23 protein-coding genes are annotated in these 26,337 nt (G+C 48.8%); 18 read left to right on the top strand and 5 right to left on the bottom strand.

All coding sequences use genetic code 11. The features are described 5' to 3' along the window. Nucleotides 1-125: 125 nt before the first annotated feature. From rsxA to ACJJIZ_RS21170, 7 genes are all read left to right on the top strand, one after another. A complete protein-coding gene (gene rsxA / locus ACJJIZ_RS21140; protein WP_108731788.1) occupies nt 126-701 on the top strand; it encodes an electron transport complex subunit RsxA in 576 nt (191 codons plus the stop codon). A 9-nt stretch (nt 702-710) separates the two neighbouring features. Next, nucleotides 711-1,325, top strand: coding sequence for an electron transport complex subunit RsxB (rsxB, locus tag ACJJIZ_RS21145; RefSeq protein ID WP_444914757.1), 615 nt, complete (start codon nt 711-713; stop codon nt 1,323-1,325). A 71-nt stretch (nt 1,326-1,396) separates the two neighbouring features. Beyond that, complete coding sequence (gene rsxC, locus ACJJIZ_RS21150; protein ID WP_444916228.1) at nt 1,397-3,448, top strand: electron transport complex subunit RsxC; 2,052 nt, start codon at nt 1,397-1,399, stop codon at nt 3,446-3,448. Further along, complete coding sequence (locus ACJJIZ_RS21155; protein ID WP_282934269.1) at nt 3,448-4,500, top strand: RnfABCDGE type electron transport complex subunit D; 1,053 nt, start codon at nt 3,448-3,450, stop codon at nt 4,498-4,500. The genes rsxC and ACJJIZ_RS21155 overlap by 1 nt, the downstream gene beginning before the upstream one ends. Further along, nucleotides 4,500-5,204 (top strand): electron transport complex subunit RsxG, encoded by a 705-nt coding sequence (gene rsxG, locus ACJJIZ_RS21160; protein WP_413664384.1) that lies wholly within the window; start codon nt 4,500-4,502, stop codon nt 5,202-5,204. The genes ACJJIZ_RS21155 and rsxG overlap by 1 nt, the downstream gene beginning before the upstream one ends. Beyond that, on the top strand, nt 5,204-5,917 hold the full coding sequence (locus ACJJIZ_RS21165; protein WP_282934271.1) for an electron transport complex subunit E: 714 nt from the start codon (nt 5,204-5,206) through the stop codon (nt 5,915-5,917). The genes rsxG and ACJJIZ_RS21165 overlap by 1 nt, the downstream gene beginning before the upstream one ends. A 333-nt stretch (nt 5,918-6,250) precedes the next feature. Beyond that, nucleotides 6,251-6,958 (top strand): TetR/AcrR family transcriptional regulator, encoded by a 708-nt coding sequence (locus ACJJIZ_RS21170; RefSeq protein WP_282934272.1) that lies wholly within the window; start codon nt 6,251-6,253, stop codon nt 6,956-6,958. Nucleotides 6,959-7,059: 101 nt separating this feature from the next. On the opposite strand, the gene ACJJIZ_RS21175 is transcribed toward ACJJIZ_RS21170, so the two are convergent. Both ACJJIZ_RS21175 and ACJJIZ_RS21180 read right to left on the bottom strand, forming a co-directional pair. Further along, the gene (locus ACJJIZ_RS21175; RefSeq protein WP_444914758.1) at nt 7,060-8,220 is read right to left on the bottom strand and encodes an SO2930 family diheme c-type cytochrome; all 1,161 of its coding nucleotides are present in this window, start codon (nt 8,218-8,220) and stop codon (nt 7,060-7,062) included. Next, the gene (locus ACJJIZ_RS21180) at nt 8,210-9,505 is read right to left on the bottom strand and encodes a parallel beta-helix domain-containing protein (protein ID WP_444914759.1); all 1,296 of its coding nucleotides are present in this window, start codon (nt 9,503-9,505) and stop codon (nt 8,210-8,212) included. The genes ACJJIZ_RS21175 and ACJJIZ_RS21180 overlap by 11 nt, the downstream gene beginning before the upstream one ends. 219 nt (nt 9,506-9,724) lie before the next feature. Here ACJJIZ_RS21180 and ACJJIZ_RS21185 point away from each other — a divergent pair, with 219 nt between their 5' ends. Further along, a complete protein-coding gene (locus ACJJIZ_RS21185) occupies nt 9,725-10,237 on the top strand; it encodes a hypothetical protein (RefSeq protein WP_444914760.1) in 513 nt (170 codons plus the stop codon). 2 nt (nt 10,238-10,239) lie between these two features. Here ACJJIZ_RS21185 and ACJJIZ_RS21190 read toward each other — a convergent pair whose 3' ends face one another. The 3 genes from ACJJIZ_RS21190 to ACJJIZ_RS21200 all read right to left on the bottom strand — a co-directional run bounded on the left by ACJJIZ_RS21190 (nt 10,240) and on the right by ACJJIZ_RS21200 (nt 13,354). Beyond that, nucleotides 10,240-11,268, bottom strand: coding sequence for an alpha/beta hydrolase (locus ACJJIZ_RS21190; RefSeq protein WP_444914761.1), 1,029 nt, complete (start codon nt 11,266-11,268; stop codon nt 10,240-10,242). A gap of 76 nt (nt 11,269-11,344) precedes the next feature. Beyond that, nucleotides 11,345-11,947: a Yip1 family protein gene (locus ACJJIZ_RS21195; RefSeq protein ID WP_413664379.1), complete on the bottom strand. Its 603-nt coding sequence runs from the start codon at nt 11,945-11,947 to the stop codon at nt 11,345-11,347. A gap of 342 nt (nt 11,948-12,289) precedes the next feature. Beyond that, a complete protein-coding gene (locus tag ACJJIZ_RS21200) occupies nt 12,290-13,354 on the bottom strand; it encodes a branched-chain amino acid aminotransferase (protein WP_444914762.1) in 1,065 nt (354 codons plus the stop codon). Nucleotides 13,355-13,970: 616 nt separating this feature from the next. Here ACJJIZ_RS21200 and ACJJIZ_RS21205 point away from each other — a divergent pair. The 10 genes from ACJJIZ_RS21205 to ACJJIZ_RS21250 all read left to right on the top strand — a co-directional run bounded on the left by ACJJIZ_RS21205 (nt 13,971) and on the right by ACJJIZ_RS21250 (nt 26,318). Beyond that, nucleotides 13,971-15,269: a hypothetical protein gene (locus ACJJIZ_RS21205; RefSeq protein WP_444914763.1), complete on the top strand. Its 1,299-nt coding sequence runs from the start codon at nt 13,971-13,973 to the stop codon at nt 15,267-15,269. Nucleotides 15,270-15,811: 542 nt separating this feature from the next. Further along, nucleotides 15,812-16,603: a hypothetical protein gene (locus ACJJIZ_RS21210; protein ID WP_444914764.1), complete on the top strand. Its 792-nt coding sequence runs from the start codon at nt 15,812-15,814 to the stop codon at nt 16,601-16,603. 17 nt (nt 16,604-16,620) lie between these two features. Continuing rightward, nucleotides 16,621-17,841 (top strand): hypothetical protein, encoded by a 1,221-nt coding sequence (locus ACJJIZ_RS21215; RefSeq protein ID WP_444914765.1) that lies wholly within the window; start codon nt 16,621-16,623, stop codon nt 17,839-17,841. Nucleotides 17,842-17,943: 102 nt separating this feature from the next. Next, nucleotides 17,944-19,500, top strand: coding sequence for an ABC transporter permease (locus ACJJIZ_RS21220; RefSeq protein ID WP_444914766.1), 1,557 nt, complete (start codon nt 17,944-17,946; stop codon nt 19,498-19,500). Between the two features lie 273 nt (nt 19,501-19,773). Beyond that, entirely contained in the window at nt 19,774-21,864 is a 2,091-nt protein-coding gene (locus ACJJIZ_RS21225) for a PEGA domain-containing protein (protein WP_444914767.1), read from the top strand. A gap of 9 nt (nt 21,865-21,873) precedes the next feature. Beyond that, entirely contained in the window at nt 21,874-22,083 is a 210-nt protein-coding gene (locus ACJJIZ_RS21230) for a hypothetical protein (RefSeq protein WP_413664372.1), read from the top strand. A gap of 24 nt (nt 22,084-22,107) precedes the next feature. Beyond that, nucleotides 22,108-22,902, top strand: a complete 795-nt coding sequence (locus ACJJIZ_RS21235) for a MotA/TolQ/ExbB proton channel family protein (protein ID WP_282934287.1) — start codon at nt 22,108-22,110, stop codon at nt 22,900-22,902. Between the two features lie 38 nt (nt 22,903-22,940). Then, the gene (locus ACJJIZ_RS21240) at nt 22,941-24,245 is read left to right on the top strand and encodes a hypothetical protein (protein WP_444914768.1); all 1,305 of its coding nucleotides are present in this window, start codon (nt 22,941-22,943) and stop codon (nt 24,243-24,245) included. After that, nucleotides 24,235-25,317: a VWA domain-containing protein gene (locus ACJJIZ_RS21245; protein WP_444914769.1), complete on the top strand. Its 1,083-nt coding sequence runs from the start codon at nt 24,235-24,237 to the stop codon at nt 25,315-25,317. Before ACJJIZ_RS21240 ends, ACJJIZ_RS21245 begins: the two co-directional genes overlap by 11 nt. Continuing rightward, nucleotides 25,314-26,318, top strand: a complete 1,005-nt coding sequence (locus ACJJIZ_RS21250; RefSeq protein WP_413664370.1) for a VWA domain-containing protein — start codon at nt 25,314-25,316, stop codon at nt 26,316-26,318. Before ACJJIZ_RS21245 ends, ACJJIZ_RS21250 begins: the two co-directional genes overlap by 4 nt. The last annotated feature ends 19 nt before the right edge of the window (nt 26,319-26,337 follow it).

The following is a 26,337-nucleotide window of genomic DNA, read 5'->3' on the forward strand; positions in this document are numbered from 1 at the left end:
CATAATAGCCGCCCTGCGCGGCATTCGACGGTGCTCACAAGGAAGGTGCTAGTCTCACCTTAACCCTGCCGACGCCATTGCCGCTGTTCGCGCCACTCCGCCCTCGGGCTTTAACCGGACCTGTTATGACCGAATTTGCCGTCATTCTGCTCAGCACCATCTTGGTCAATAATTATGTGTTAGTGCAGTTTCTCGGCCTGTGCCCGTTTATGGGAGTTTCCAATAAACTGGAGACCGCTGTGGGTATGGCCGGCGCTACCACCTTTGTACTTACTTTGGCCTCTATTTGTTCATACCTGGTCAACACCTATCTGTTGGCCCCCTTTGGTATTGAAGATCTTCGCACCATCTCATTTATTCTGGTGATTGCTGTTGTCGTACAGTTCACGCAGATGTTTATCCAGAAGACCAGCCCCTTGATGTACAAGGTGTTAGGCGTTTTTCTACCGCTGATCACTACCAACTGTGCCGTGTTGGGTGTCGCTCTACAGAACACTATGAAAGCGCACACTTTTATACAGTCCACTCTTTACGGATTTGGCGCAGCAGTGGGTTTCTCCCTGGTGTTAATCTTGTTTTCCTCGATGCGCGAGCGCCTTTTTGCCGCCGATGTCCCGCTGCCATTTCGCGGCGCTGCAATCGGTATGGTCACTGCCGGACTGATGTCGCTGGCATTTATGGGCTTTAGCGGTCTGGTATAGGGTTTCGAAATGCTGGACTGGATTTCACAAATTTCTTCTCCCCTGCTGGTGCTCGGTGGCATGGCATTGGTATTCGGTGCCCTGCTGGGTTTCGCCGCCGTTCGCTTCCGGGTGGAGGGTGACCCCCTCGTTGAGCAGGTCGATGCCCTGTTGCCACAGACTCAATGTGGCCAGTGTGGCTACCCCGGCTGTCGCCCCTACGCAGAAGCGATAGTGCACGGCGATACCATCAACAAGTGCCCCCCCGGCGGGCAGGCCACTATCAATGAGTTGGCCAATCTGCTGGATATAGAGCCCATGCCGTTGGACGCCGAGCATGGCGTTGAAGATGTAAAAAAAGTGGCATTTATCCGCGAGGCAGAGTGCATCGGTTGCACCAAATGTATTCAGGCCTGCCCGGTAGATGCCATTGCGGGCGCCGCCAAATATATGCACACGGTGATCACCGACGAGTGCACAGGATGCGACCTTTGTGTCGAGCCCTGCCCCGTTGACTGTATCGATATGGTTCCCCTGGAAACCGCTTTACAGGATTGGCATCCACACAAGCCCAGCGATAGCTCGGTGCTGATTGCCAGCGATCGCTGCACTATTCAAGAACATACCGGGGGAGGCGCGGTTTGAACCCCGTAGATAGCAAGACCAAACAAAGAGAGGCCGTTCAGGAGAGACGCGCAGCCCGCGAGGCACAACTGATTGCCAGTGAAAAAGCGCGCGAGCTGCGCCCCAACGACTTCCCCGGCGGAGTGCACCCTCCCGAGAACAAACACCAGAGTACCGGTGAGCCTATAGGAGTGATCCCCCTCGCCGAGGACTTGATCGTACCACTGCTACAGCACTCCGGTACCACCGCCATACCGCTGGTGAACCTCGGTGATAAGGTATTAAAGGGGCAAAAGATTGCCGAAGCCGACGGTTTCATTAGCTGTCCAGTGCATGCTCCCAGCTCCGGCAGGGTTATGGCCATTGAACCCTATCCAGTTCCCCACCCTTCGGGTCTGCTGGAGGACTGCATTGTCATTCGCACAGACGGCGACGATGCCTGGTGCGAACTCACCCCCTGCGAAGATTACCTCCAGATTTCACCGATAGAGCTTCTGGACAAGATCCGCGACTGCGGTATTGCCGGCATGGGCGGTGCAGGGTTTCCAACCGCTGTGAAGCTAGACCCTCACGGCGGCGCCGAAATTGATACTTTGATTATCAATGGGACAGAGTGTGAACCCTATATCACTGCCGACGATATGCTTATGCGGGAGCGTGCCGACGAAATTATTGCCGGCGTGGAAATTCTTGCCCATATCCTCGACCAGCCCGAACGGGTATTGATTGGTATCGAAGACAATAAGCCCAAAGCTATCCGCGCGATGCGCAAAGCTGTCGAAGGCACTCGATTCGATATCGTGGTATTCCCCACAAAGTATCCGTCCGGCGGCGAAAAACAGCTGATTCAAATCCTTACCGGCCGAGAAGTGCCCAACAAAGGGCTACCGGCCAATGTGGGGATTGTATGCCAGAATGTCGGCACTGCTCGCGCGGTATATCGCGCGATTCGGTTTGGCGAACCCCTGATCAGCCGAGTGACGACTGTTGTCGGCAAAGCACTGGAGCAGCAGCGCAATATCGATGTGCCTATCGGCACTCCCATAGAACATATCCTCAAATACCACGGTGTCCATCGGGGCCTGATGCAAAAGGTGATCATCGGCGGTCCGATGATGGGTTATACGATTGACGATCAACGCGCTCCGATCGTAAAAACCACCAACTGCCTGCTGGTACCGACCCGTGAGGAGCTACCGCCAGCACCGGTGGCCCAAGCTTGTATTCGCTGCGGTTTTTGCGCAGAGGCATGCCCGGCTTCCCTGCTGCCGCAACAACTCTATTGGTATGCCCGCGCCGACGAACGGGAGAAGCTACAGGCCTATAACCTGTTTGACTGTATCGAGTGCGGTGCCTGCTCTTACGTCTGCCCCAGTACGATTCCCCTGGTTCAGTACTACCGCGCTGCCAAGGGTGCAATTCGCACTGCTGAAGCGGAAAAAGAAAAGTCCGATCGCGCACGCGATCGTTTCGAATTCCGCAAGTTGCGCCTTGAAAAAGCTGAAAAAGAGAAAGAAGCGAAACGCGAAGCCCGGCGCAAAGCCGCTGAACAAGCTCGCCAACAAAGGGAACAAAACCCTGAATCTCCGACTGCCAAAGCTGAGAAGCAGGAAGCAGATGTTGTCGCCGCCGCCCTGGCGCGAGTTAAGTCCCGCCAGGAGGATCCTAAGCAGCTTTTGGCCCGCGCCCAGCGTACTTTCTCCAGTGCCGAGAGCCGGGTGGAACGCATGCGCAATAAACTGGAAGCTGCCGATGAGAGCCAGCGCGACCAATTGGCAGCGCAACTCAAGGCTGCTGAAGTGAAATTGCAGGAAGCACAACACAAGTTGACCCTTGCCGAACGACGCGCCGATAGGGATACCACCCGGGAGCCCAACCAGGAAGAAACCAATGCAGCTGTGCGGGCAATTACCAGAGCCCGTGCCTCCGCTGAGGCGCGGGCCCAGATGAGTGACGCCGACAGACTTGCTGCAGATATCGAAGCACTGCGCAAGCGCGTCGCCAAAGCTGAGACTCGCCTGCAAAAGGCTCGGGATGAAGATGATGCCAATCTGGGCGCATTCGAAAGTGCCCTGGAGAAGCTACAAAAGAAACTGGAAGACAAAATGCGCGAACAACAAGCAGCACAGGACGGAAAGCAATAATGTCTCTGATGCGCGCCACCTCCCCTCACGCCCGCTCCGGCAATGACACCACCAAAGTCATGCTACAAGTCGCCGCGGCCACCATACCCGGTGTGCTGGCGATGGTGATTTATTTCGGTATCGGAGTACTGATCAATATTGCCCTGTGCACAATCACAGCGCTTCTGTGTGAAGCAGCGGTAATGAGATTGCGCGGCAGGCCGGCAGCATTCTATCTGCGGGATTGCAGTGCTTTTGTAACTGCACTGCTGCTCGGTATCGCGCTTCCAGCCTACTGTGCCTGGTGGCTGCCGATAGTGGGCACTGCGGTGGCAATTGTCCTGGCCAAGCATCTTTATGGCGGCATGGGGTACAACCCATTTAACCCCGCAATGGTGGGCTATGTTGTCCTGCTGATTAGTTTCCCGGTAGATATGACCCGCTGGGTGGGAGCTGCAGAGGTTATCGGCGGGACACCCAGCCTGGAAGAGGCCTTCTCTCTGGTAATCGGTAGCTACAATGTCGATGGTTTTACCCGCGCTACACCGCTGGAAATCGTGCGGTTAAACGAGTCAGTGCTTCTCTCCCAGCTCTATGAAATGGAGCCGGTCCTCAATAAAGGCACATTTGCTGGAGTCGGTTGGGAAACCGTCAGCTTCGGATTCCTGTTAGGTGGGCTGTTCTTATTATTTCGCGGCATTATTACCTGGCATGCACCGGTTGCCATGCTCGCCACCCTCACTCTGATTTCCCTGTTTTTCTACGACAGCGGCAGTTCCTTGTCAGAGGGATCCCCCGTACTGCATTTATTTTCTGGGGCCACCATGTTTGGGGCCTTCTTTATTATTACCGACCCTGTCAGCGGTGCCACCAGTAACCGGGGCCGCCTGATTTTTGGGGCCGGTGTGGGGCTGCTCACTTACGTAATCCGCGCCTGGGGCACTTACCCCGATGCGGTGGCTTTTGCTGTATTGCTGATGAACTTTGCAACACCAACCATTGATAACTACACGCTTCCACGGACCTATGGCCACAAGGGCTCCCGCCGCGCTACCGACCTGGAGGAGAGCTGATGCTTAAACAGTCAATGGCCTCCAATGCCGCCGTTCTCACTCTTATCGCCCTGGTCACTGCAGGTACACTCGCAGTGACCCAAATTACGACTAAAGAACCGATTGAGAGAGCTATCCGGGAAGCTTCGGCGAAAGCACTACTGGAAATTATCCCATTGGAACGCCACAGTAATGACATGTTGGTAGACACCTATCCAATTCCAAAACCTTACTGGAATCAGCTAGGCCTGCAACAAGGTGGAGATATCAATCTCGCGCGGGAAGAGGACGGAAAAGTCTCTGCAGTCATTGTGCCCGCAGTCACACCGGATGGATATTCCGGCCCGATAAAAATACTCGTTGGTGTGAATCGCGATGGCACTATTGCTGGCGTCAGGGTGACAAGCCACACGGAAACTCCAGGGCTGGGCGATAAAGTCGAGCTGAAAAAAAGTAACTGGGTGCTCCAGTTTGACGGCCTGTCACTAAAAAATCCGCCCTCAGCCGATTGGAAGGTACAAAAGGATGGCGGCGTTTTTGATGAATTTACTGGCGCAACAATTACTCCTCGCGCTGTTGTCAATGAAGTGCACCAGGTGCTTGAATTTGTAGCCCAGCACCACGAACAAATATTTAATGCGCCAATGTCCAAGCGAGCAGTAGAGATTGAGAACTCTGAAATCGACTCGGAACAAGTACCTGCGGCGGTTGAGGAGCAGAACTGATGGCAACTCCCGGCTACACAGAAATCGCCCAAAATGGGCTGTGGAAAAATAACCCCGCGCTGGTGCAATTGCTTGGCCTCTGTCCCCTGCTGGCGGTCACCGGTTCCGTAGTGAACGGCATCGGCCTGGGCCTGGCCACTACTGGAGTTCTTACCTGCTCCAACCTTGCAGTCTCCCTGATCCGACGACAAATCCCGGATACTGTCCGCTTGCCGGCCTCCGTTATGATTATCGCCACCTTCGTTACCTGCGTTGAGCTATTGATGAAGGCTTATACCTACGAGCTTTACTTGGTGCTAGGTATTTTTATCCCGCTAATCGTAACCAACTGTGCGATCCTGGGACGAGCAGATGCTTTTGCCAGTAAAAACCCCGTACTTCCGTCCTTGGCAGATGGATTTATGATGGGTATAGGTTTTACTGCAGTACTCATCGCCATTGGCGCAGTCAGAGAAATTCTTGGCCAAGGCACGCTATTTTCAGATATGGACTTGTTATTTGGTTCAATGGCAAAAGATTGGGGTATTTCCATTTTTGGCAGTGACTATCCAGGCGTTCTTGTTGCCGTGCTTCCTCCCGGTGCATTCCTTGTCGCCGGCTTATTGATCGCAGCAAAAAACGCCATTGATATCGGTATTGAAAGACATAAAAGCCAGAAAGTTAAGATCATTCCAGGCTCAAAGCGCGTACGTGTTACCGGAAAAATCTCTTAAGATAAGCAGCAGCTAACCAATTTAATTCTGCAATTGAATGGCGATTTATCCTGCCAATCGATTGCAGAACTTAATTTTTTCACCAAAAGCCAAAATGTGAACCCCCTCACTAATCTGTATCTTGCGGATTTTTCATCTTTCACTTTTTCAGTATGATGAGATACATCATCAAATCCCCACTTTTTTACATTTATTGCGCTGTACCAGTGCAATATTCGTGTAATCGAATGTAATAGCATTATTCCCTTTTTTTAATTTTGTTTGGCTAGAATGGCACGGCCGACCAGCTTCACCTTGCTATCGGCGCCAACGCAATAAGACAGGGATAATGCTATGACTGTAGACACTGGAAAGTCTGAATTGGTCTACCACGGCCGCCGGGCCCAACGCGCAGATAGCCGTCTGCGGCGCAAGGCGATTCTAGAGGCCACCCTGAGACTGATCGTTAAAGAAGGTATCCGCGGCATCAGGCACCGTGCAGTCGCCCGCGAAGCTAACGTTCCTCTCGCGGCTACTACTTATTATTTCAAAGACCTGAATGACCTGATCAGCGATTCATTTACTTATTTTGTTGAGCAGGGACTCGAGGCTACACGCCAACTGCATGAAGAGAGTTTTAGTGCGGCACGGAATTTATCCGCACAAGAGCGGGCGTCACATAGCAGTCGTAAACTGCTGATTCAACAATTGACCCGTTTTATTCTTACTCATGTCCGCACCCAGGCTGAAGACCGGGATCGCAGATTGGTTGAACTGGCATTCCGCAATGAAGCGCTTCGCAATGAGCAGCTGACCCGCGCGGTGCGGATGGCCAATCACGCCAGAGAGTCAATGATTAAGGAATTCTTCCAATTACTGGGTCTGGCTGATTCTGAAGCGGCTGCACAAATTGCTCACGGTACGATCCTGAACCTTGAGTATGAAATTTTGAGCGGTGCTATTGCCATCGACTCGCCGCTGCTGGAACGCACCGTCACCTTGATGATCAACGGATTAATTCCAGCGGCAACAGTTGTTGCTGAAACTGCAGCATACGGCTGAATCTTTCTGAATTACTCGTCTCCAGGAAACGGGTATGGAGTTGTCCCCTCCATACCCAACTCCTCTTCATATAGCTCTTTCCAGATAGCTTCCAATAAAGATTAAGTGCAGCTTCCCGGTAGGGAGCTTACCCACTGCTTTAGTAATTCAACGCCCTCTGTATGCACCATGCTTCTACCTAATTCAGGCATCATGGCCCCAGGTGCGGTAGACTCTACACGAAAATTCAAAATAGAATTTTCAGGCTCTCCCGGTACTATTGCGAATAAATGCCCTCCACTGCCTGTACCCGCAGCAATAGGCGGTTTACATAGCCCAAGTTTGCGCCAATCAATTTCGCCATAATGCAACATAAGCCCCGAGGTATCTGCCGGCCCAGTAGGATTGTGACAGTGGCCACAATTGATATCCAAATAAGCCCTGGCACGATCCTCCAGCGACACAGTCGCATCGTAAATATTGGCATTTCTCGGTAAACTTTTCAGATCAGGCAGCCCACGTAAATAGCCGGCCTTCTGCCAAAACAGCAATTGATTCTCTACTCCGCTACCGTAGGGATAGTCTTTATTCAGATGTCGAGCTTTTGGGCCGAGAGGAGAAATGGCTTTGTCAGTAAACTTTTCTGCATGGCAACCAGCACATTGATTGGCGTCAGGTACTACATAACTAAGGTTTTCCTGTTGTCCGTTCAGGCCAACCAACTGAAAATTTTTCACATCTCCAGCAATCTCAAGAGTTGCCTCAGTCTGCTCTTTATTCCAGACATAGGGCAGCGCCTGCCAATTTTCCTGCCTGCGGATTAAAAGCCGCGTCTCAACGAGACGGACTCGATTTAAATCAAGTGCCTGCCCAAAGCGCCCTTCAACATAATCCGCAGAGAAGTCATCGGTACGGCGAACTACACCACTACTCTCCTGTGGATAGTAAAATGTCTTGCTTAAGATAGTTCCGACAGGGTAATTAAACTGTTCTTCTCCGTAGGTTACAAACGCCCCCTTAGGCAGCCAGACGGTTCTGAACTTATGAGCATAATCGGTAAATAAACCCGTATTTAAATCGTAGGGTAATGCTCTTTCCGCAGGGAAGAGCACACCTTTCTCCAGTCTCAATAAATTCCATGCACTGAGATTTTCGGGCACCTCTTCTGCCGGGAATAAATGAACATCCTTTTTGTATGAATCACATCCCACAAGGCCAATCAGTAATACAAGGCTCCAAATAGAATAGATAAGCTTCCTACTTATTTGATTGTTATTCTTCATTAGCTACCTCTATCACTGCCAAATGGTCTTCATTTTCCAGCTTTGGATCAAAGTCTAAAACTACTTTGGCAAGCTTTTCCAAATGACACTGATGAGGTGCTATATCCGTGGATATATTCTTATACTCATTTCCAAAATCTATGTTGAGAATTCCTGCAGGTTCGTTATCAATACATAACTTTAATGCCTCAGGTATTTGACCATCCACCAGTTTACTTTGATCAACAACCCCATCCCAAAGAATATCCGGCAATGTACCTGATATTCCAAACATAGCTAACTTCAGAGCTTTTAACTTAAGATGATCTGGCGATGTACCACCGCCAGAAAAGTTATTGGCATAGATATAGATCCCCTCTGGGTATGGGTCAAAATCAGCTTGCGTAGACTTATCACTATAGTATCCAGCCGTAAAATAGCTGCTGATCAATATGTTAGCAGTATCATTATCAGAAATATCATTTTCAAAAATCTCCACCCGATCATTCGAGTTAATAACCACCCCAGATCCTGCTGGCACGGCAGCAACCGGCGTGCCCTCATGACCAAAATTTCCAGTATTATTATTCTTTATCTGGTTATTGTAGATACGTGTACTGTGCCCTGGCTGCGGAAGATTAGGCATATTAAAAACAAGAATTCCCCCAGTATTATTCACAGCAATATTGTTGTAAACATCTGCACCGATCGTATTCTCTACCTCAATACCCGCCACATTAAATTCTGCACGGCTATTGCGAACAATAACATTCCGCGACTGACCGACATAAATTCCTGCATCTGAAGCACCAATAGCTACCACACCATCGATTAAAGTATTTTCAGTCTGTACAGGATAAATACCATAGGCACCATTTTGGGTAGACGGGCCATTGGTCCATTCAACACGAACATCCCTGATGATAATGTTTTTGCCCTCATTAATTTTCAGGGCATCGCCTATGGTATCCTCAATAGCCAACCCCTCAATAGTAAAGTTACTGGCATTAACTAATATCCCCTCAGCACCCTGAATTTGCCCCTCAAAGGAGAGGACAGATTTATCCATGCCAGCTCCACGTAGCGTTACCCCATCAATATTCAGGGATAAACTACGATTAATATGGAATTTACCCTCAGGAATAGTAATAACATCCCCGGTCTTTGCAGATATCAGTTTTTTTAATAGTTGCTTTTGAAAATCAACCTTACTGTAACTGTCCTCAACTCTGGATTCAGGCCGTTCAGAACATCCAACGGATACTATTAAAGCCAGAATTACTCCCATATACGCTAAAGTCTTCATAGCCACACCTTTTATATAAATTATTGTCAATTGAGCTACTCAAACCTCAAATTGGTACTCATGTACCAATTTAAAGATGAAAACAGGACTAAATACACACTTTGATACTATCCAACCAACACCTCGTTATCAAGGCGCTATTATTAATACAGAAGACAACCCTAGAAATTCATTTAAGCGCCATACTCCCAAAAACAAAAACCACTTATTGAAATCAAGATGGCCAGTACTTCAATCAAAAAATATCAGTTTTTGTGTTTTCTTATTTACATATTCTGCTCACTTGACGCTGCTGCCGAAATGATAGCGATACAGATCTCTGCTCCTAATGGATCAAACCTCTACACAGAACAACCTATCGATAAAAGTACAGATATCAAAGGAAGCGAGCCTATCTATATCAAAATATCATCAACTCAATATCAAGCAATAAAGTGCAAAGGCCCGTGGGGCGCTACAAAGTACAAAAAATGGATGACGGAGGGGCCTGGTTTCAAGCTCTACCAAAGTGATAAGCAGCTGCTCATTCAGGTTGTTGAACACCGGGTAATTAGCGCTGACATGGCCATTAACTCCATGAGCATACATTGCATGGACGCAGAACCTAAACAAGTTATTAAATCAATAGCGGAGATAGTGATCGAAAGATCAATAAATTCAGAAGAAATACTAGAGTTTGATAACGGGTATAAATTATCTTACCAGTACTCAATTACAAAAGGAAAACCGTAAGTTTAGTCATTCAGGAAACTATTCATGCCGGCATAAACTTTTGCGCACTCCCCTTTCACTAAGTCTTCAAGAATCAAAAATGGATGAATCATATCGGAAAAATGAACATTTTCAGACCTAACACCCACCTCTTCCACTTTCCGGTAGTAAATATCCCCAGTATCCCGGTGCGGGCAAAACTCCACGGTAAAAACTAAGGTTTCAGGAAGAGCTGCCGTAAAATCCATAAAAAGAGGGGATGCTTTTTTTCTACACTGCCCCTCAGCAAAATATTGCCCCAAGTACCAAATTGATTTTCGTGCCTCTAAAAAATAGCCTACCGCATTCTCTTCATGGGACCGTAAATGCATGGTGTAATCGAGAACCGGATAAATTAAAACCTGCTTTTTAATCTTAACGCTGTAGTCAAATTGAGCCAGGTGAGACATTGTGGCGGCCAGAGCGCCACCTGCAGAGTCCCCAGCAACCGACAAACTCGGTTGATAATATAAGCCCAATCTATCCAGTGCCGCCCAAACCCCAACAACTGCGGCATAGCAATCTGTTACTGCGCTCGGATAGCGATTCTCAGGGGCCAACCGGTACTCAGGCGCAACAACAATATGTCGAGTCTCCCGGGCAATCTTTCTGCAAATCGGGTCAAATGAATAAACGTTTCCAGCTACATGACCACCGCCATGAAAATAGACAAGAACAGGTAGAACTTCATCGGGATAGGGGACAAAGACTCTTACAGGTACGTCATATCCAGAGGCATAGATAATGCCATCTCGTACCGAGGCAACATCTGGAATATCAGTGACATACTTATCTATAAACTTTGTGGTCGATTCCCGAACATTGATGGGGTTGAACTCAAAGCCCTTTGAGTAGAGCTCTTTCATAGAGCTGTTGAATTCTTCAAGAAACCCCGAAAGGCGGTCATTTACTTTACGCATTGTCGTTACAGCCAGGATAGAAGAGACTTCGCCGTACCCGTGAATATGAGCCCCTTCACCGGGTACGACGTCGATAGCTTGTATCCCCACCACAACAACAGCCCTAAATCGCCTGGCGAAAATGCCTGAAACGACATTTCATCTAGTGATAGCTAGGAGCCCAAACTACTCAAGAGGAGTAAAAGACCGGTGCGGATACATAGCTCCAGAATAGAACTGTAGCAACCATAACAATGACTGCCATGACGAGTGACACCGTAATAATTGCACTGGCAAAAAGGAAGCCACGCTCTTCAGAAACACCCATCACAATAGGAATTCCCAAATAAAGCAGATAGACGGCGTAAGCAACCGCCAGAGTTGCGAGCAGTATGTCCAGCCACAACACAGGGTAAATCCCCGCAATACCCACAATAAAAATAGGCGTGGCAGTGAAACCCGCTACAACAACGCCTTTAAGGGGGTGAGTTTCAGCTCCGTAAGTCTTGGCCATCCAATGGATAAAATAACCAATAGCAGTAACAGCCAAAACCATTGTGCAATAAAATACGGCGACCAATTCCAAAGCACTTTGTCCCGTAATTCTCACCGGGGCACCAGTGCCAATCGTCCAGCCAACTTGTGTCGTGCCAAAATACCAAGCAGCTGCAGGAAGTAATGCCAGAACGATGACATAAGGAACCTGTCTACGCAGATTACGTTCAGAGAGACTGCCAATAAGCTGCCACTGTCTACGTGGTTGCAGCATAAGGCCAAGCATATGGGTCAACATCTCGTTATCCTCGACTGTGCAAGGAACTATAAGCGAGACCTATTAGCTCAAATTGATCTTGGAACTGCTTGTCAAAATGAGGTGTACCGCAATCAGGCCACTCTCAAGCTCCAATTTATTTCTTATTTAACCCCTTCACTTTTAGGTGTTAAGGTCGCACAAGTCAACAAACTCAATTAAATTGGCGGGAATGTTTACGCGAGCGTTTCGCTTGGAAACAAGTAAATAGAAAACACTGCTACAAAAAAACCCGCGAAGGATAAAGCAGGATTTATGGTGGGGAAAAGCTGGTTACTAGACCCAGGCAGACTTGGAAACTGCCCGGGTACGAAGATTTAGTACTTAAACTACAGGCTCAACAGAGTGCATCCACCCGTAAGCATCCTCAGAACGCCCCTCCTGAATATCCAGCAGTGCTTGTCGCAAACGCTCTGCAACAGGACCTGGGGCATCGGCTAGTTCGTACTCTCTATCACCATCGCCAATTACGCTGATAGGACTGATTATTGCAGCAGTACCGCAAGCAAAAGCTTCGCTACAGTCTCCAGAAGCTATCTGCTCTAACAGCTCATCAATGGGGATCGCCCGCTCAACAACCTTGTACCCCAATCCCTCCGCAAGCTGGATCAGAGAATATCGTGTGATGCCCTCGAGAATTGAGCCGTTCAACGCTGGGGTATATATAGCACCATCAATGACCGCAAAAAAATTCATCCCTGACAGCTCATCGATACTCTGCCGATTAGAGGGGCTCAACCAAAGCGACTGATCATAACCTCGCTCTTTAAGGCGGCCGATACTAAGTAGAGAACTGGCATAATTTCCGCCAACTTTAGCATCCCCAGTTCCCCCTACTGCAGCTCGAGCATCTTCTCTCTCAACCCACAAACGCATATTGCCGGAATGGTAGGCTTCCGAGGGACTAGCTATTACATAAAATTCATAGGCATTACTGGCTGAAACCGTTAGGTCCGGCTGGGTTCCCATTAGGAAAGGACGCAGGTACAGGGACTCACCGCTGTTGCTCGGGAGCAGGCCAGCGCAGTAAGCAGTCACAACACGAACGCCATCCAGGAACAGGGACTCAGGAACCGGAGGCATACATAAGCGCTTCGCTGAATATGCCATTCGTGCAGCATTCATTTCGGGCCGGAACAGTGCAGCTCCCCCCTCGGAAGTTCGATAGGCCTTCATTCCTTCAAAGCATGACTGCGCGTAGTGAAGTACCTTAGCAGCAGGGTCGACGGTCAGAGGCGCATAGGGGATCAACTCTCCACTACTCCAGCAACCATCCTGCCAAATGGCGCGAAACATTACTGGGGCCATGGCGGTTCCAAAGCCCAGCTTCTCGGGTGCTTCATAGCCCCGAAGGCTTACCGCGATCTCTGGATCGATATAGATACTCACTGAGCTCTCCTCTGAATTCGAATCAGCTGATTATGGCGCTTGTTACGCTGCAATCCAAATAGATCAACCTCTGATACAGCAACAGCAGTAATCTAACCCCAAATTCAGCACACTTGTTAGGACGATGATCCACCTATTTAGCTTCCGCCATCCTGATGTGGCACCAGCGCCAACCAAGCCACTCGCTACACTTCGCTGCCAAGTCGCGATATCGGACGTAATCAACAAATTTTTGGCATCTACTTACAGTCCCTCACCCCTAATTTGCACTCCCAACTGCTAAACCAAAAGGGTGGTCACAGGCATGCTGGCGCAATGGGCATTAAGTGGCTGAAGTACCCGCCGCAGCTTCCTTCTTGGCACATAGTGCTAGCTATACTGACTAATACGCGGCCAGGCAGGCATTTATAAGCATCCAGTCGCGCCGTCACTGTGAGCTTGAGGATACCCCCTCAATGCGCTCAGGGTCGAGAACCACATTCAGGAGAGAACTTCCGCCGTATTCGCTGTTGCAGTGGGCGAGCGGAAATAAGACCCGATAACTGACAGGTGCAGGTTCCAACCTCAGCTGTTTGGTATTCGGTGAAGCCAAATATGAAACGGAAGTGGTTCAATCGTGACACAGATAGATACCAGCAATTCCTTTGCTATCGGCTTGATGTTTACAGCCACAGCACTGCTGTGTAATGGCGCCCTGGCCGACGATGGCGCACCTGTGGCAGTCCAAACTAATGCACCTCCAAAAGCCTTTATTGAAGCCGCCTCGAAACCACTCAAGAAAACCCCTCGACAGCTAAGGCCCTCCGAGGCTGTAGAAAATTACCGTGAACGTATAGAGGAGCTCGAAGCCCAATATGGTGCTTATGGCGCCGGTATTGATGAACAGCTTTTGGGGCTGGCCACCGCATTACAGAAAGCTGGCGATCATGAGCAGGCTGTCACTGAATTTCGTCGTGCAATGCTGATTAGCAGAGTCAATGAGGGGCTCTATTCCCTAAGCCAAATTCCTATGATCAAGCGCTTGATCGAGAGTCAAATAGCGCTCAATCAGTGGGAAGAAGCTAACGACAACCAGCAGTACCTCTACTGGCTCTACCAGAAAAATTACGGCGAAAAAGACCCCCGTATGCTGCCAGTAATCAACAACTTGAGTCGTTGGCATTTACAGGCTTATGTGGAGGAAAAGGGAGACACGCTATTTGAGCATCTAATTAGTGCAACCAATCTTTACAGTTTGGCGGTAGATATTATTACAAAAAACTTTGGCTCCACCGACCTTCGCCTTGTTGATGCCCTGCGCGGATTAAAAGCAACTAACTATTATCTGGCCACCTATAAGGGTGAACCCAACTCTCCAGTTTTTGTTAACGCCAGCTTTGGTGGTAGTAGCCCCGACTCACATCAGCGAACCAAATTAGATCACTACCGGATGAAGAGTTTTAACACCGGGAAAAAAGCCATTACCCGTATCGTTGATGTCTACCAAAGAAACCCCAAGTCCCCCCCGGCAGCCTCAGCCAAAGCCAAAGTTGAACTCGGCGACTGGTACATGATGTTTAACAAGTGGCACTCCGCACGCCAAACCTACGGCGAGGCCTACAAGGCACTTTGGGATAACGGTGCCTCTAACGATGAAATTGAGGACATATTTGGACGGCCTGTGGCTTTACCCGCGCTCCCCGTTTTGGAGTCGGACAGCAAAGCCCTAGCCAATTCCCGGATTACGGTCTCCTATGATGTCACGGCTTTTGGCAAGGCGAGGAATATAAAAATACTCAGGGCTTACCCTTCAGATAAAGTGAAGATCCGCTCAAAAGTTAGAAACATTCTAAAACGCGCCAAATTCAGACCAAGGTTTGAAGATGGAGAGGCGGTGGAAACCCGCGGAATTGTGCAACGCTTTATATTCGACTGAGAAACCTATCACCACTGACACCAGCTCGATGTGGAATCTACGCAAATAATCAAATAACAACTATTTTTAAAGTTCCACATTGAGCATTTGCTAGTACCGGAAAAACACTTCATGTGTCTCACGCGGTCACACCGGCAAACAGCCTAGGAGAGAAAGAGATGACACCTCGAGCAGCGGTAGAAAAAATTCACCGCCAAAGCTGTTTGTCAAATGTACTGGTACCAATTGCGTTGGCGGCGATCTTAACCGGTGGGTGCAAGAGCCAACAAACTCAGTCACAGCCACCAGCAATGCCATCTCTACCATCCTCCAGTTCATCTTCCAGTTCTGCATCGCAATCACAATCGCAATCGCAATCTAGTAGCAGCAGTAGTTCGCAAAGATCTGGTCAATCAACGGCTTCGAGCAGTGGGCAGCCTAGTAGCAGCTCTTCCAGCCAGCCCAGTGCGAATATGCCTACAGCAAGATCAGAACAGAGCCAGTCCTCCAGTAGTGGAAGTAGCGGATCAGAGTCGAGGGATCAAAGTTCACCTGGGGATCAAATGCCGGACCCCAACGGCTCAAATGATCCATCGTCACCAATTTATACGAATCCCGAACAAACCAGCCAAAATGGAGAGAAACCTACTGATCCTTCGTCTGGTGAAGATGGTACGCCTCCCGAAGAAATTGATTTTTCTGAGGAGGAGCAATCATCTTCGTCTTCCAGCGCGTCCTCCAGTAGTTCATCTTCTAGCAGCAGCTCATCCAGTAGTAGCTCAGCGGCCAGCGGCGCGCATGCCAGCAATTCAGCTTCTGGGCAACCCGGCGGTGGTTCGCCACGTTCCGGCAGTGCCCCCAATGAAGCTCCCACTTCATCGGCAGATCGCGTTGCAGAACTTGAGGGCCAGTTTGAATCCACTATGGTCAGCTATGACGGCATGATTTTGCGGGAGCGTGACTTTGTAAGAAACAGACCGGGGTCAGCCTCCGAAGAAAATAAAGAAGAGGCGATGGATGAGGCACCACCAGCAGGGGAATCCCTAGAAGACTTAATTCAATCTGCAGAAGCCGAAATTCCACCTCCCCCCAATGCAGGCCCAAAATCAGGTAACGGCCCCAAAAATAATAACTCCAGTGGACAAATAACCGGTCCCGGACTGCCCGCTTCTGGACGTAAAGGTGATTTTAATCACGGTGGTTCACAGGCAGTTGTGCCCGCCGATATACCCAGTGGTACAGATGATGACGTCGTAGCTCGACAGATTCGTGAAGCTGCCACACGCGAGACTGACCCCGAATTGCGCGAAAAGCTTTGGGAAGAGTATCGCAAGTATAAAAGTGCAACGCAGTAGTCTTGGAGAACGCCGATATGTCGACCAACCAAAAAACCCGACCGGTTAAGTATCAGTTCATAACAAGAGTCGCAGCATTTTTTCTAACTCTTGTTGTTATCAATGGTTGTACCACTACCGAAGTCAGAACTACCGCATTTACTCCGCTAACAATCGAAGATAACAATGTTCCCGAAGAGAGACTGCTGGATGTCGGCGTTATTCAATTCAATCCAGGTCTCGATACAGTACAAGCAGATGAAGATGAGCTTGTTTTTCCCGAGCTTCGTCAAGCTGAATCCCGCTATATGGCTGTCACCCTTGCCGATTCATTGCAGTCCAGCCTGGGGTGGGGAGCTGTAAGGGTTATTCCATCGAGCCGCACCAATATTGATGTGACTGTATCCGGGCGTATTTTGCAATCTGATGGAGAAAAGCTGACGGTGGAAATCACCGTATCCGATTCCCGGGGGCAGTTGTGGTTTACCAAGCAGTATTCAGAGAACGCATCCCACTATGCCTACGACCGAAAGCACCCTACTGAAGGAGATGCTTTTCAGGGAATCTATAACCGTATTGCTAACGATATGCTGAATTACCGACAAAAGCTTTCAAATCAGCAAATCGTAGAGCTGCGCACAATTTCTGAGATGCGGTTTGCACGGGATTTTTCTCCCCAGGCATTCAATCGCTATTTAACTCAAAGTGCTGAGGGTGTCTATTTTTTAAGTGCTTTACCCGCAGAGAATGACCCCATGTTACAGAGGGTAAGAAAAATACGGGAAAGAGATTATCTGTTTGTCGACACTCTGCAGGAGTACTACGGCACCTTCGCCAAAAGTATGGAAGTTCCCTATCAGGAATGGCGAGCCCGCAGCTATGAAGAAGTAAGGGAGATGCGAGAGTTAAAGCGCAAAGCCCGCAATCACACAATTATGGGAGCAGCAGCCATTATTGGAGGTATTGCAGCTGCTGGCGCTGGTACTGGAAGCGCCCAGGCAGCTGGGCAGGTTGGGATCGGTGCCGGGGGCTATCTTGTTAAAAGTGCATTTGACCGAAAATCCGATGCCAAGATGCATTTGGAAGCTCTGCAAGAATTAGGAGACTCCATCGAGGCAGAGGTAGAACCGCAAATTGTTGAGCTGGAAGATCGCACTATTACCCTCACAGGTACTGTAGAAAATCAGTATCGGCAATGGCGGGAAATTCTAAAGGAAATCTATGAAGCCGAAACTGGCGCAGTCAGTAACAGCATTTAAATCACGTTAGAGGTACCCAAAAAGCACGCTAATCATTGTGATTAGTTATTACTGAATACCCAACATCTTCACTGGGTCATTGAATAACACGGCGGAATCACTATGCAGCACCGCGATAACTCCAAGGAAGATACAGTTCATATAGAGCCCGCAGAATTCACATTCGGCGGAGAGGAAAGCTCTAAATCCCCTGAGTCAACGACTGCCAACGCTATTCATCAACGGGAGCAAAGGTCCTACTGGCCCGCCGTTCTTGGGGTGATAATGGTAAGCGCACTGGTCGGTGTATTTTGGGGGCTTCCTCAAGTTGTAAAACCACCAAAGCGTTCAGCCGATACAATTGTCTCCGTACAGCCTGGAAACAGCGCAGCTGTAGAGAGCAACCAAAAATCTCCTTATAGCGATGCAGAAATAATGCAGCAGCGCAGGGAGGTTCAAAAGGTTCTCCAGGAAATTCTAGAAATCAAAGAAGAGCTCAAAGATCGAAAGGTAGAAGTATGGGCTTTTGAAGAATTCTACTCTGCTGAAGACCTGGCTCTAAAAGCTGATGAAATTTATCGCAAACGCAATTTTATGGCAGCGCTCGAAAAATACCGGGAATCACTCCAGGCATTAGAGTACCTGAAAGATAGTATTCCCGAGCGCATTGAGACGCATATTAGTGAAGGTAATCGAGCTCTGAGTCAGGGAGATAAGGATTCCGCCAGCGATGCTTTCAAGATGGTATTAACCATATCCAATAACCATCCCAGAGGCCTTAAGGGTATTGAGCGAGCCGACAAACTCCCCCTCGCTTGGTGGTACTTAACTCAAGGAACAAAGGCATTTAAACAGGCCAAATTGGATTTGGCTCAGGAACAGCTCAAGAAATCTCTCGCGATCGACTCAGAAACAGCCGATGCTCAGGATCTATTAGCAAAGGTTGAGGGTGCAATTACAGAAAGGGATTATCAAAGCGCGATGTCATCTGGCTACGGTGCAATTGCCGAAGAAAAATTTGAATCGGCAAAATCCTATTTTCATCGAGCAAAGAACTTAAAGCCAACAGCAAAAGCCCCCGATATCGGCTTAGCACAAGCACAAAATGAAGCTGACAGAGTGCAGATAGAAAAACTCCTCCAACAAGCCCGCATGGAAGAAACCAAGGAAGAATGGCACAGAGCCCTAAAAAGTTATACAGATCTGGTCAAGAAGGACTCTAGCCTGGTGGACGCAATAACAGGCAAGGCTAGAGCTGCTGCCAGAGCAAAGCTGGATGACCAGTTAAAAGACTTAATTCAAGATCCATTAACCCTTGGCGAAGGTAAAAGGAACTATTTTGCCCGACAAGTACTAACAGACGCTCGCAAACTCAATACTAAAACCCCAAGGCTGCAAAGACAAATTGAAGACCTTGAAAATGCCCTGACACAAGCCCTGATCCCCTTACCGGTTAAATTCAAGTCGGATCGAACCACCAGTGTCACCATTTACCATGTAGGGAAATTAGGTAATTTTGACCAGAGGGAAATCGCGCTGAAACCTGGGCGCTATATCGCCATTGGTACCAGAGAAGGTTACCGGGACGTTCGCCAAGAGTTTGTTGTAAAACCAGGTAAGCCCACAACGGAAGTTGTTATCCAATGTGCCGAAAGGATAAACGGTGCCAATAATAGTTAAATGAGAGAACCCAGACAGCAGCATAAACTCTAAAAATAAGATTTTCCGTAATGAGCTGCGATGACAACAGACACCTCGTTGAGCTGAGCGAAACGAGGTGTTCTGTGACAAACACCCTATAAATCCCCATGCAGATTACGCCAGCAAGCTAAGCTTTCTGCAGATAGAAAATTGTGTACCCACCTTTGGTCAGGCTGACTGAGCATAAAGCGATGCGTGCCAAACCAATGCCATTGCGAAAAATCTATAAGTACCAGCAATAGGGAAACATAAATGACAGTGAAGGAAGCAGTACCTGTCCAGGATGAAAAGCCGCCAGTTCAGGAACAAAGCCTGATTGAGCCAGTTGGATTCACCCCGGTACAAATAAAATCTACCCGCGCGCGACTCTTTCTTTCTAAGCGAGCATTGATTGTCGCAGGTTGCCTTTTACTCGCTATTTTTGCACTCAGCTATCTGATTATGGCGCGGTCATTAATCTTTGATACCAACCCGGTTGATGCCCGCATCAAGGTCAGTGGGTTCGCCATCCCTCTGGGCGATGGCCATTTGGTTTTACCTGGTAATTATCAATTCACGATCAGTGCCGACGGCTACTTACCCCAGAGCGGCGAAGTCGAAGTAAAACGTGACGGACACAGTCGCCACTCTATTTCCCTGGAAAAACTTCCAGGCCACCTACAGGTTAAAACAACGCCCCCTGTACCAGTAAAAATCCTTATTAATGGACGGGAAGTACCCAATAGAAATGGTCTTGTGGAAGCGATCAACGCAGGTCCTATGCGTGTGACTGTCCTATCAGACCGGTACTTGCCGTTCACCCGTGAAATCAATGTTGAGGGGCTAGACAATACCCACACACTGGAGGCCGCGCTTCGACCGGCCTGGGCCAATATCACCGTCAGCAGCAACCCTCCCGGGGCCACGGTCACGGTTGAAGGAAAAGTTCTCGGCAGAACACCACTGACCACCGAATTAGTTCAGGGCGACAGAACCGTGTCCATTTCACTGCCGGAACATAAAACTGTCGATATTCCTGTCGCTGTTACAGCCGGTGTCGATCAAACGCTAGCAACCGTCAGCCTGGGACCCGCTGATGGACTTTTACGCGTTGTTACCACCCCAGAGGGAGCGGGAGTGACAGTCAACGGAGAGTTTCGCGGTCATACCCCACTGGAACTGGAATTGGCCTCCGGCCACAGGCATAGACTTCGCTTCTTCAAGGATGGCTACGCCTCTATTGAGCACACTGTTGACCTCGGTGCTGGCACACAGCGTGACCTGAATATAAACCTAAATGCTGTGTACGGCAGGGTACACGTCAGTAGCGTCCCTCCAGATGCGGAAGTTTACATTGATGGTCAATACGCCGGGAACAGTGGACAAACTTTTAACCTACCAGCTCGCAGCCATAACATTGTCGTACGCAAACAGGGCTACCAGGAATTTGACACTCGTGTCATTCCCAGCACCAAACTGGAGCAAACTGTCAGAGCGGTACTGCTTACATCCGAACAAGCGCGCTGGAGAGAAACCCCCTCAACTTTGCGTCACGCAGCTGGCGGCACCATGAAGCTCATGCGCCCCAACGCCGTATTTACCATGGGATCATCCCGACGAGAACAGGGGCGGCGGGCAAATGAGGTTATGCGTCAAGTATCTCTAAATCGGCCTTTCTATATTGGGACCACTGAAGTTACCAACCGGGAATATCGGCGTTTCAAGCGCCTACACACCTCAAGCCATGTAAATGGTGTCAGTCTCGACAATGACAATCTGCCAGTTGTAAATGTCAGTTGGGTAGAGGCAGTGCTATTTTGCAATTGGCTCAGTGAAAGAGACGGTCTCACACCGGTCTATTTGACGGAAGCCGGACGTGTTGTGGGCTTTGATGGCGCAGCCAACGGTTATCGTTTACCGACTGAAGCCGAATGGGCCTGGGTTGCACGATACGATCAAGGCACCATGAAAAAATTCCCTTGGGGAAATGAGCTACCAATAAAGAACAATTCCGGAAACTACGCAGATACTACTGCCACAAAACTAGTTCCTGCAGTCCTTCGCACCTACAGTGATCGTTACGCAGCTACCTCACCGGTAGGTAGCTACAGTCCTAATGCTTTTGGTATTTATGACTTAGGTGGAAATGTCTCTGAATGGATTCACGATCTATACACGATAGGGACCGGGTTATCCCGACGTATCGAAGAAAACCCTGTCGGTCCGGAGGATGGGGACTTCCATGTAATCCGTGGTTCCAGTTGGCGTCATTCGGGTTTGACTGAATTACGCCTCTCCTACCGTGATTACGGAGAGTCCGCTCGTAATGATATTGGCTTCCGCCTTGCCCGCTGGGTGAATTAGGAGACTAGTGTGAAATTTTTATTACTTACCTTACTGCTTCTATTTATCAACTTCGCGTACGCAGAAGATGAAAACAAGCCGGAAGAGAACCAACAAACAGCGGCAGTAATTCCAAAGAAAGAAGCACCAATAACTAGGAATAAAAGTAATTCAGATGACTATAAGGCCTCGGAAGAAATCTCCGAAGACTTATCGGTTTCCTTTCCCGTAGATATATAGAAATAGCCTCTAGCGAGTATCGCCATGAAATTTAAATCATCAGATTTTGTCTTCCAGGTCTTTGCTCTTCTGGGGTCTATTATTTTGGTCCATGCGATTTATGTCGCCATTATTCGCCCTAATGCAGATGCGCTAATTGAGGAGCAACTGGCGAGAGAAGCCGCTGGGGAAACCTACGTTCAACAACGCTCTATCTACATTGTGATGCGCGACTATGAGCAAGAGGCCTGCTTTGTTCTGATGTTGTGGGCAATGGCCATTATGGGACTAAAGGCACAGAGAAGCATTCGCGAGCGAAAATTACTGGACAAAGCTCTACTTAACATCAGCGAGGGAACTCCTATTCTTCCAGAGGATACCCGTGATTTATCCCGCCCGATACAAGCCCTTCCTGAAGAGGAACGACGATATTTAGTTCCCAGGGCACTACTCACCGCCCTGCAGCGATTCGGTTCTACCAAGAATGTCGCCGCCGTTTCCAACTCTGTAAAAGAGGTTTGCGAAACTGAGGGAGACAGACTCGATTCTGAACTGGCAATGGTTCGCTATATTACCTGGGCTATTCCATCTATCGGCTTTATTGGCACGGTACGAGGTATCGGCGAAGCATTATCACAGGCGCATAGAGCCGTAGAGGGGGATATAGCTGGCGTGACGGTAAGTCTGGGGGTCGCGTTTAACTCTACCTTTATCGCCCTGGTAATTAGTATCGTCATTATGTTTTTCACTCACCAGCTACAACTCATGCAGGAGCGCCTGGTGTTGGATACACAAAGTTACTGTGACAACCGCTTACTGCGTTTTCTGAAAATCAGCTAGCGGTTTTACCTGAATAAGTCGTAGCGAGGAATAAACCCATGGGACAAGGCGTCCTGGAAATAAATGACTGCGGATTACGTGTATTTTCAAATACTAACGAAGTACTGGAAAGTCCTGGAATTGCAGTTATTGAACACAATAAAATTCATATTGGTACCTCAGCTCAAATGCGTGCCAGGAGCCACCCGACTCAGGTTAACAACCAGTTTTGGAGAAGACTGAGCCTCGAGTCGCTAAAGTCAGAAAATCAACGTTGCCGCCACCATGCCGACTTGGTCTACTGCCACCTTCAGGAAATAGCGGAGCACTGTGACCTTCCCGATGAAATTGTTCTCGCTGTTCCCGGCAATTTTACCCACGAACAACTGGCCTTACTTCTGGGAGTTATTAAAGTCAGCGATATCAATATCGTAGGCATTGTTGATGCAGCAACCGCGTGCCTGGGTAATTTGGCTCCTGCAGGAATCCAACTGCATATCGACCTACAACTCCACCAGACATTGGTAACAAAGATTGCTGTGGATAAGCAAGCCACGGTGAAAACGGTAGAAACTGTTGCCGACGCAGGACTACACAACTTCCAGGAATCCTGGGCTCGCGTATTTACCGATGCATTTATTATGCAGTGCCGATTTGACCCTCTCCATTCAGCTGAATCAGAACAGCAACTCTATGATTTGATGCCCCAGTGGACTGATCGAGCGATGCGTCACGGAGAAGTTCTAGCTGAACTTGATGATCGAACAGCAAAGATCAGCCTGCGGCAGCTTCAAGATGCAACAACCCCTCTCCTTTCTCGTATACGAGCACTGATTGAAAACCTGGAGGAAAGTCAAAGTGTGAGTTTTATCTCCCATCGCTGGGCTGATATCCCAGGGGGAATTCAATTGGCCCAACGTGTACATCTTCTCTCAAGAGACTCCATTGCACATGCCATAAATCATCGCTGGAAAGAATTACGCAGTGATAGCAGTACATTGAAACTGATCAACTCTGTCACTGCCCTCCCCCCCAACGAGGTCAAGGTGCATGTAGAGAAATCCTCAGAAACCGTAGCGACACATTTACTTTTTGGCCACAAGGCACTGGCCGCCCAGGAACCTCTATTCGTTTTCTGGCATGACGAGAAATTTCAAGTCACCCCAACACCACCGGAGCACCCTGCCGCAACAGTCACAAATCATGCCGGCAGACTTGCTTTGCGGGTGGATGCTGGAATTCAGCTCACACTCAATGGAAAAGAGATTGAGTCACCCGTTAATCTCAACGCCGGCGATACAATTGGAGTTGCAGATTATCAAGATGTGATAACTGCGATTAGCGTGGAGCGATATGGGGCGTAAAAAGCGTCGTTTTTCCACATTTAGCCTGTCCTTCCTCGATATCATGTCCTGTGGTTTTGGGGCAGTAGCGTTAATTTTTCTTATTATCAAACACGGCTCCGATCACCAAGTTGAAGTAGAGACTGAAGATCTCACTGCCGAGGTGAACCTTCTGGAAGAGGAGGTGGAATTTGGACAGGAACACTTAGTTCAAGCCAGAAATACTCTGGATGTCGTTAGTGATGAACTGGTTGAGGCTCAAGGGCTTGCCAGGCGCATTTTGGAGAAAATAGAGGAAACCAAAGGCAATATCGCTGAAATCGACAGTATCGATGAAGAAGAGGATATCAAGAGGCTACAAGATAAACTCAAAAAACTGGAGCAGGCGAAAAAGAACCTTGAGGAAGAAAATAAAAAGCTGGGAAATAACGTTCGTAAATTTGTCGGTGATGGGGACCGTCAATACCTCACCGGCCTGCGCCTAGGCGGTAATCGCATCCTGATACTATTGGATTCATCTGCGTCCATGCTCGGCGACGAGCTTATTAAAATAATACGCGCCCGTAACATGTCTTCACCGGTCAAACGCAAAACTGAAAAATGGCGCAGGGCCGTCAGCACAGTCTCCTGGCTAACTGCTCAGTTTCCCAGGGATAGCCAATACCAGATCTATACTTTTAATACCTCTTTTCGTGCCGCAATAGCCGGTACAGAAGATCGCTGGCTCAATGTAGATGACCGCGACCAGTTGGACCAGGCTATCAAAGGGCTAGATGAAGTAGTGCCAGAAAATGGTACCAGTCTAGAGAGAGTATTTAACGCTATTAACGCTATGACGCCACTGCCCGACAACATTATTCTCATTACCGATGGGTTACCGACCCAAGGGATGAGTGCGCCCAGAAAACCCACTATTTCTGGTAGAGACAGGCGCAGTCTATTCAAGCGCGCGGTCAAAGTGCTCCCCAAGAATATCCCCATCAATGTCATTCTTGCCCCTATGGAGGGGGACCCATTTGCGGCTAGTGAATTTTGGAAGCTGGCGATGCAAAGCAAAGGCTCTTTCCTTGCACCTTCGAGGGACTGGCCATGATAGGAGCACAAAAAAAGCGTCGCCAGGAGGAGTTCAGCATTTCCTTCCTGGATGTTATCTGCTGCGGATTTGGCGCAATTGTTTTGCTGCTGATGATCGCCAAGACTGCAGAACCGATTGTATTAGAGGAAGCTGAAGTAGACCTTGAAGGGCAGGTATTGGAACTACAGCAACAGCTGGCAGAAATCCGTGGTGAGACCACAGTTATCAACCGGGATCTAAATTCAAAGCGAGAACAAATCGATATCGAGCGCAAGAGAATTGCCAACCTGCGCGGTGAGTTGGAAGCACTTCAAGCGGAATTTGCCAGTAAAACCGAGGGGCAAAGTGAGGATGGCAAACTCAAAGGTGAGCTGACCATTGCACTACAATCCATCACTGATGAAATGCGTCGCCTACTGGGCGAGAACTACCAGCGTAAAAACAATGTTATTGGCGGAATCCCTGTCGACAGCGAATACATTCTCTTCATTATCGACACCTCCGGCAGTATGTTTAATTACGGCTGGGACCGAATGATGGCGGAGATGGTCAATACTCTAGACCTTTATCCTAATGTTAAAGGTATCCAGGTCATGAATGATATGGGGGACTATATGTTCTTCAATTATCGAAATAAGTGGATACCAGATACCCCAGGGCGCCGCCAAGCGATACTAAAGCGGTTGAAGTCCTGGAATCCTTTTAGTAACTCCAGCCCTGTTGAAGGTATCCAGAAAGCCGTCCGCAGCTTTTATGATCCCAGTAAGAAAATCAGTATTTATGTGCTTGGCGATGAATTCACCGGAAAATCAATCCGCAGGGTTATGTTAGCTGTCGAACGGGTAAATGCTAAGCACGGTGAGGGAAAACGAAATATCAGAATCCATGCAGTAGGATTCCCTGTACAGTTCTCTCGCCCTCCACACCTACAAACCACAGGGCTGCGCTTTGCGGCCCTTATGCGCGAACTCACCTATCGAAATGGCGGCACTTTCGTGGGGTTGAATGACTTTCGCTAGTTAAATGATTCAAGGAGGA

The organism is Microbulbifer maximicatervae (SeqCode), from assembly GCF_052467225.1.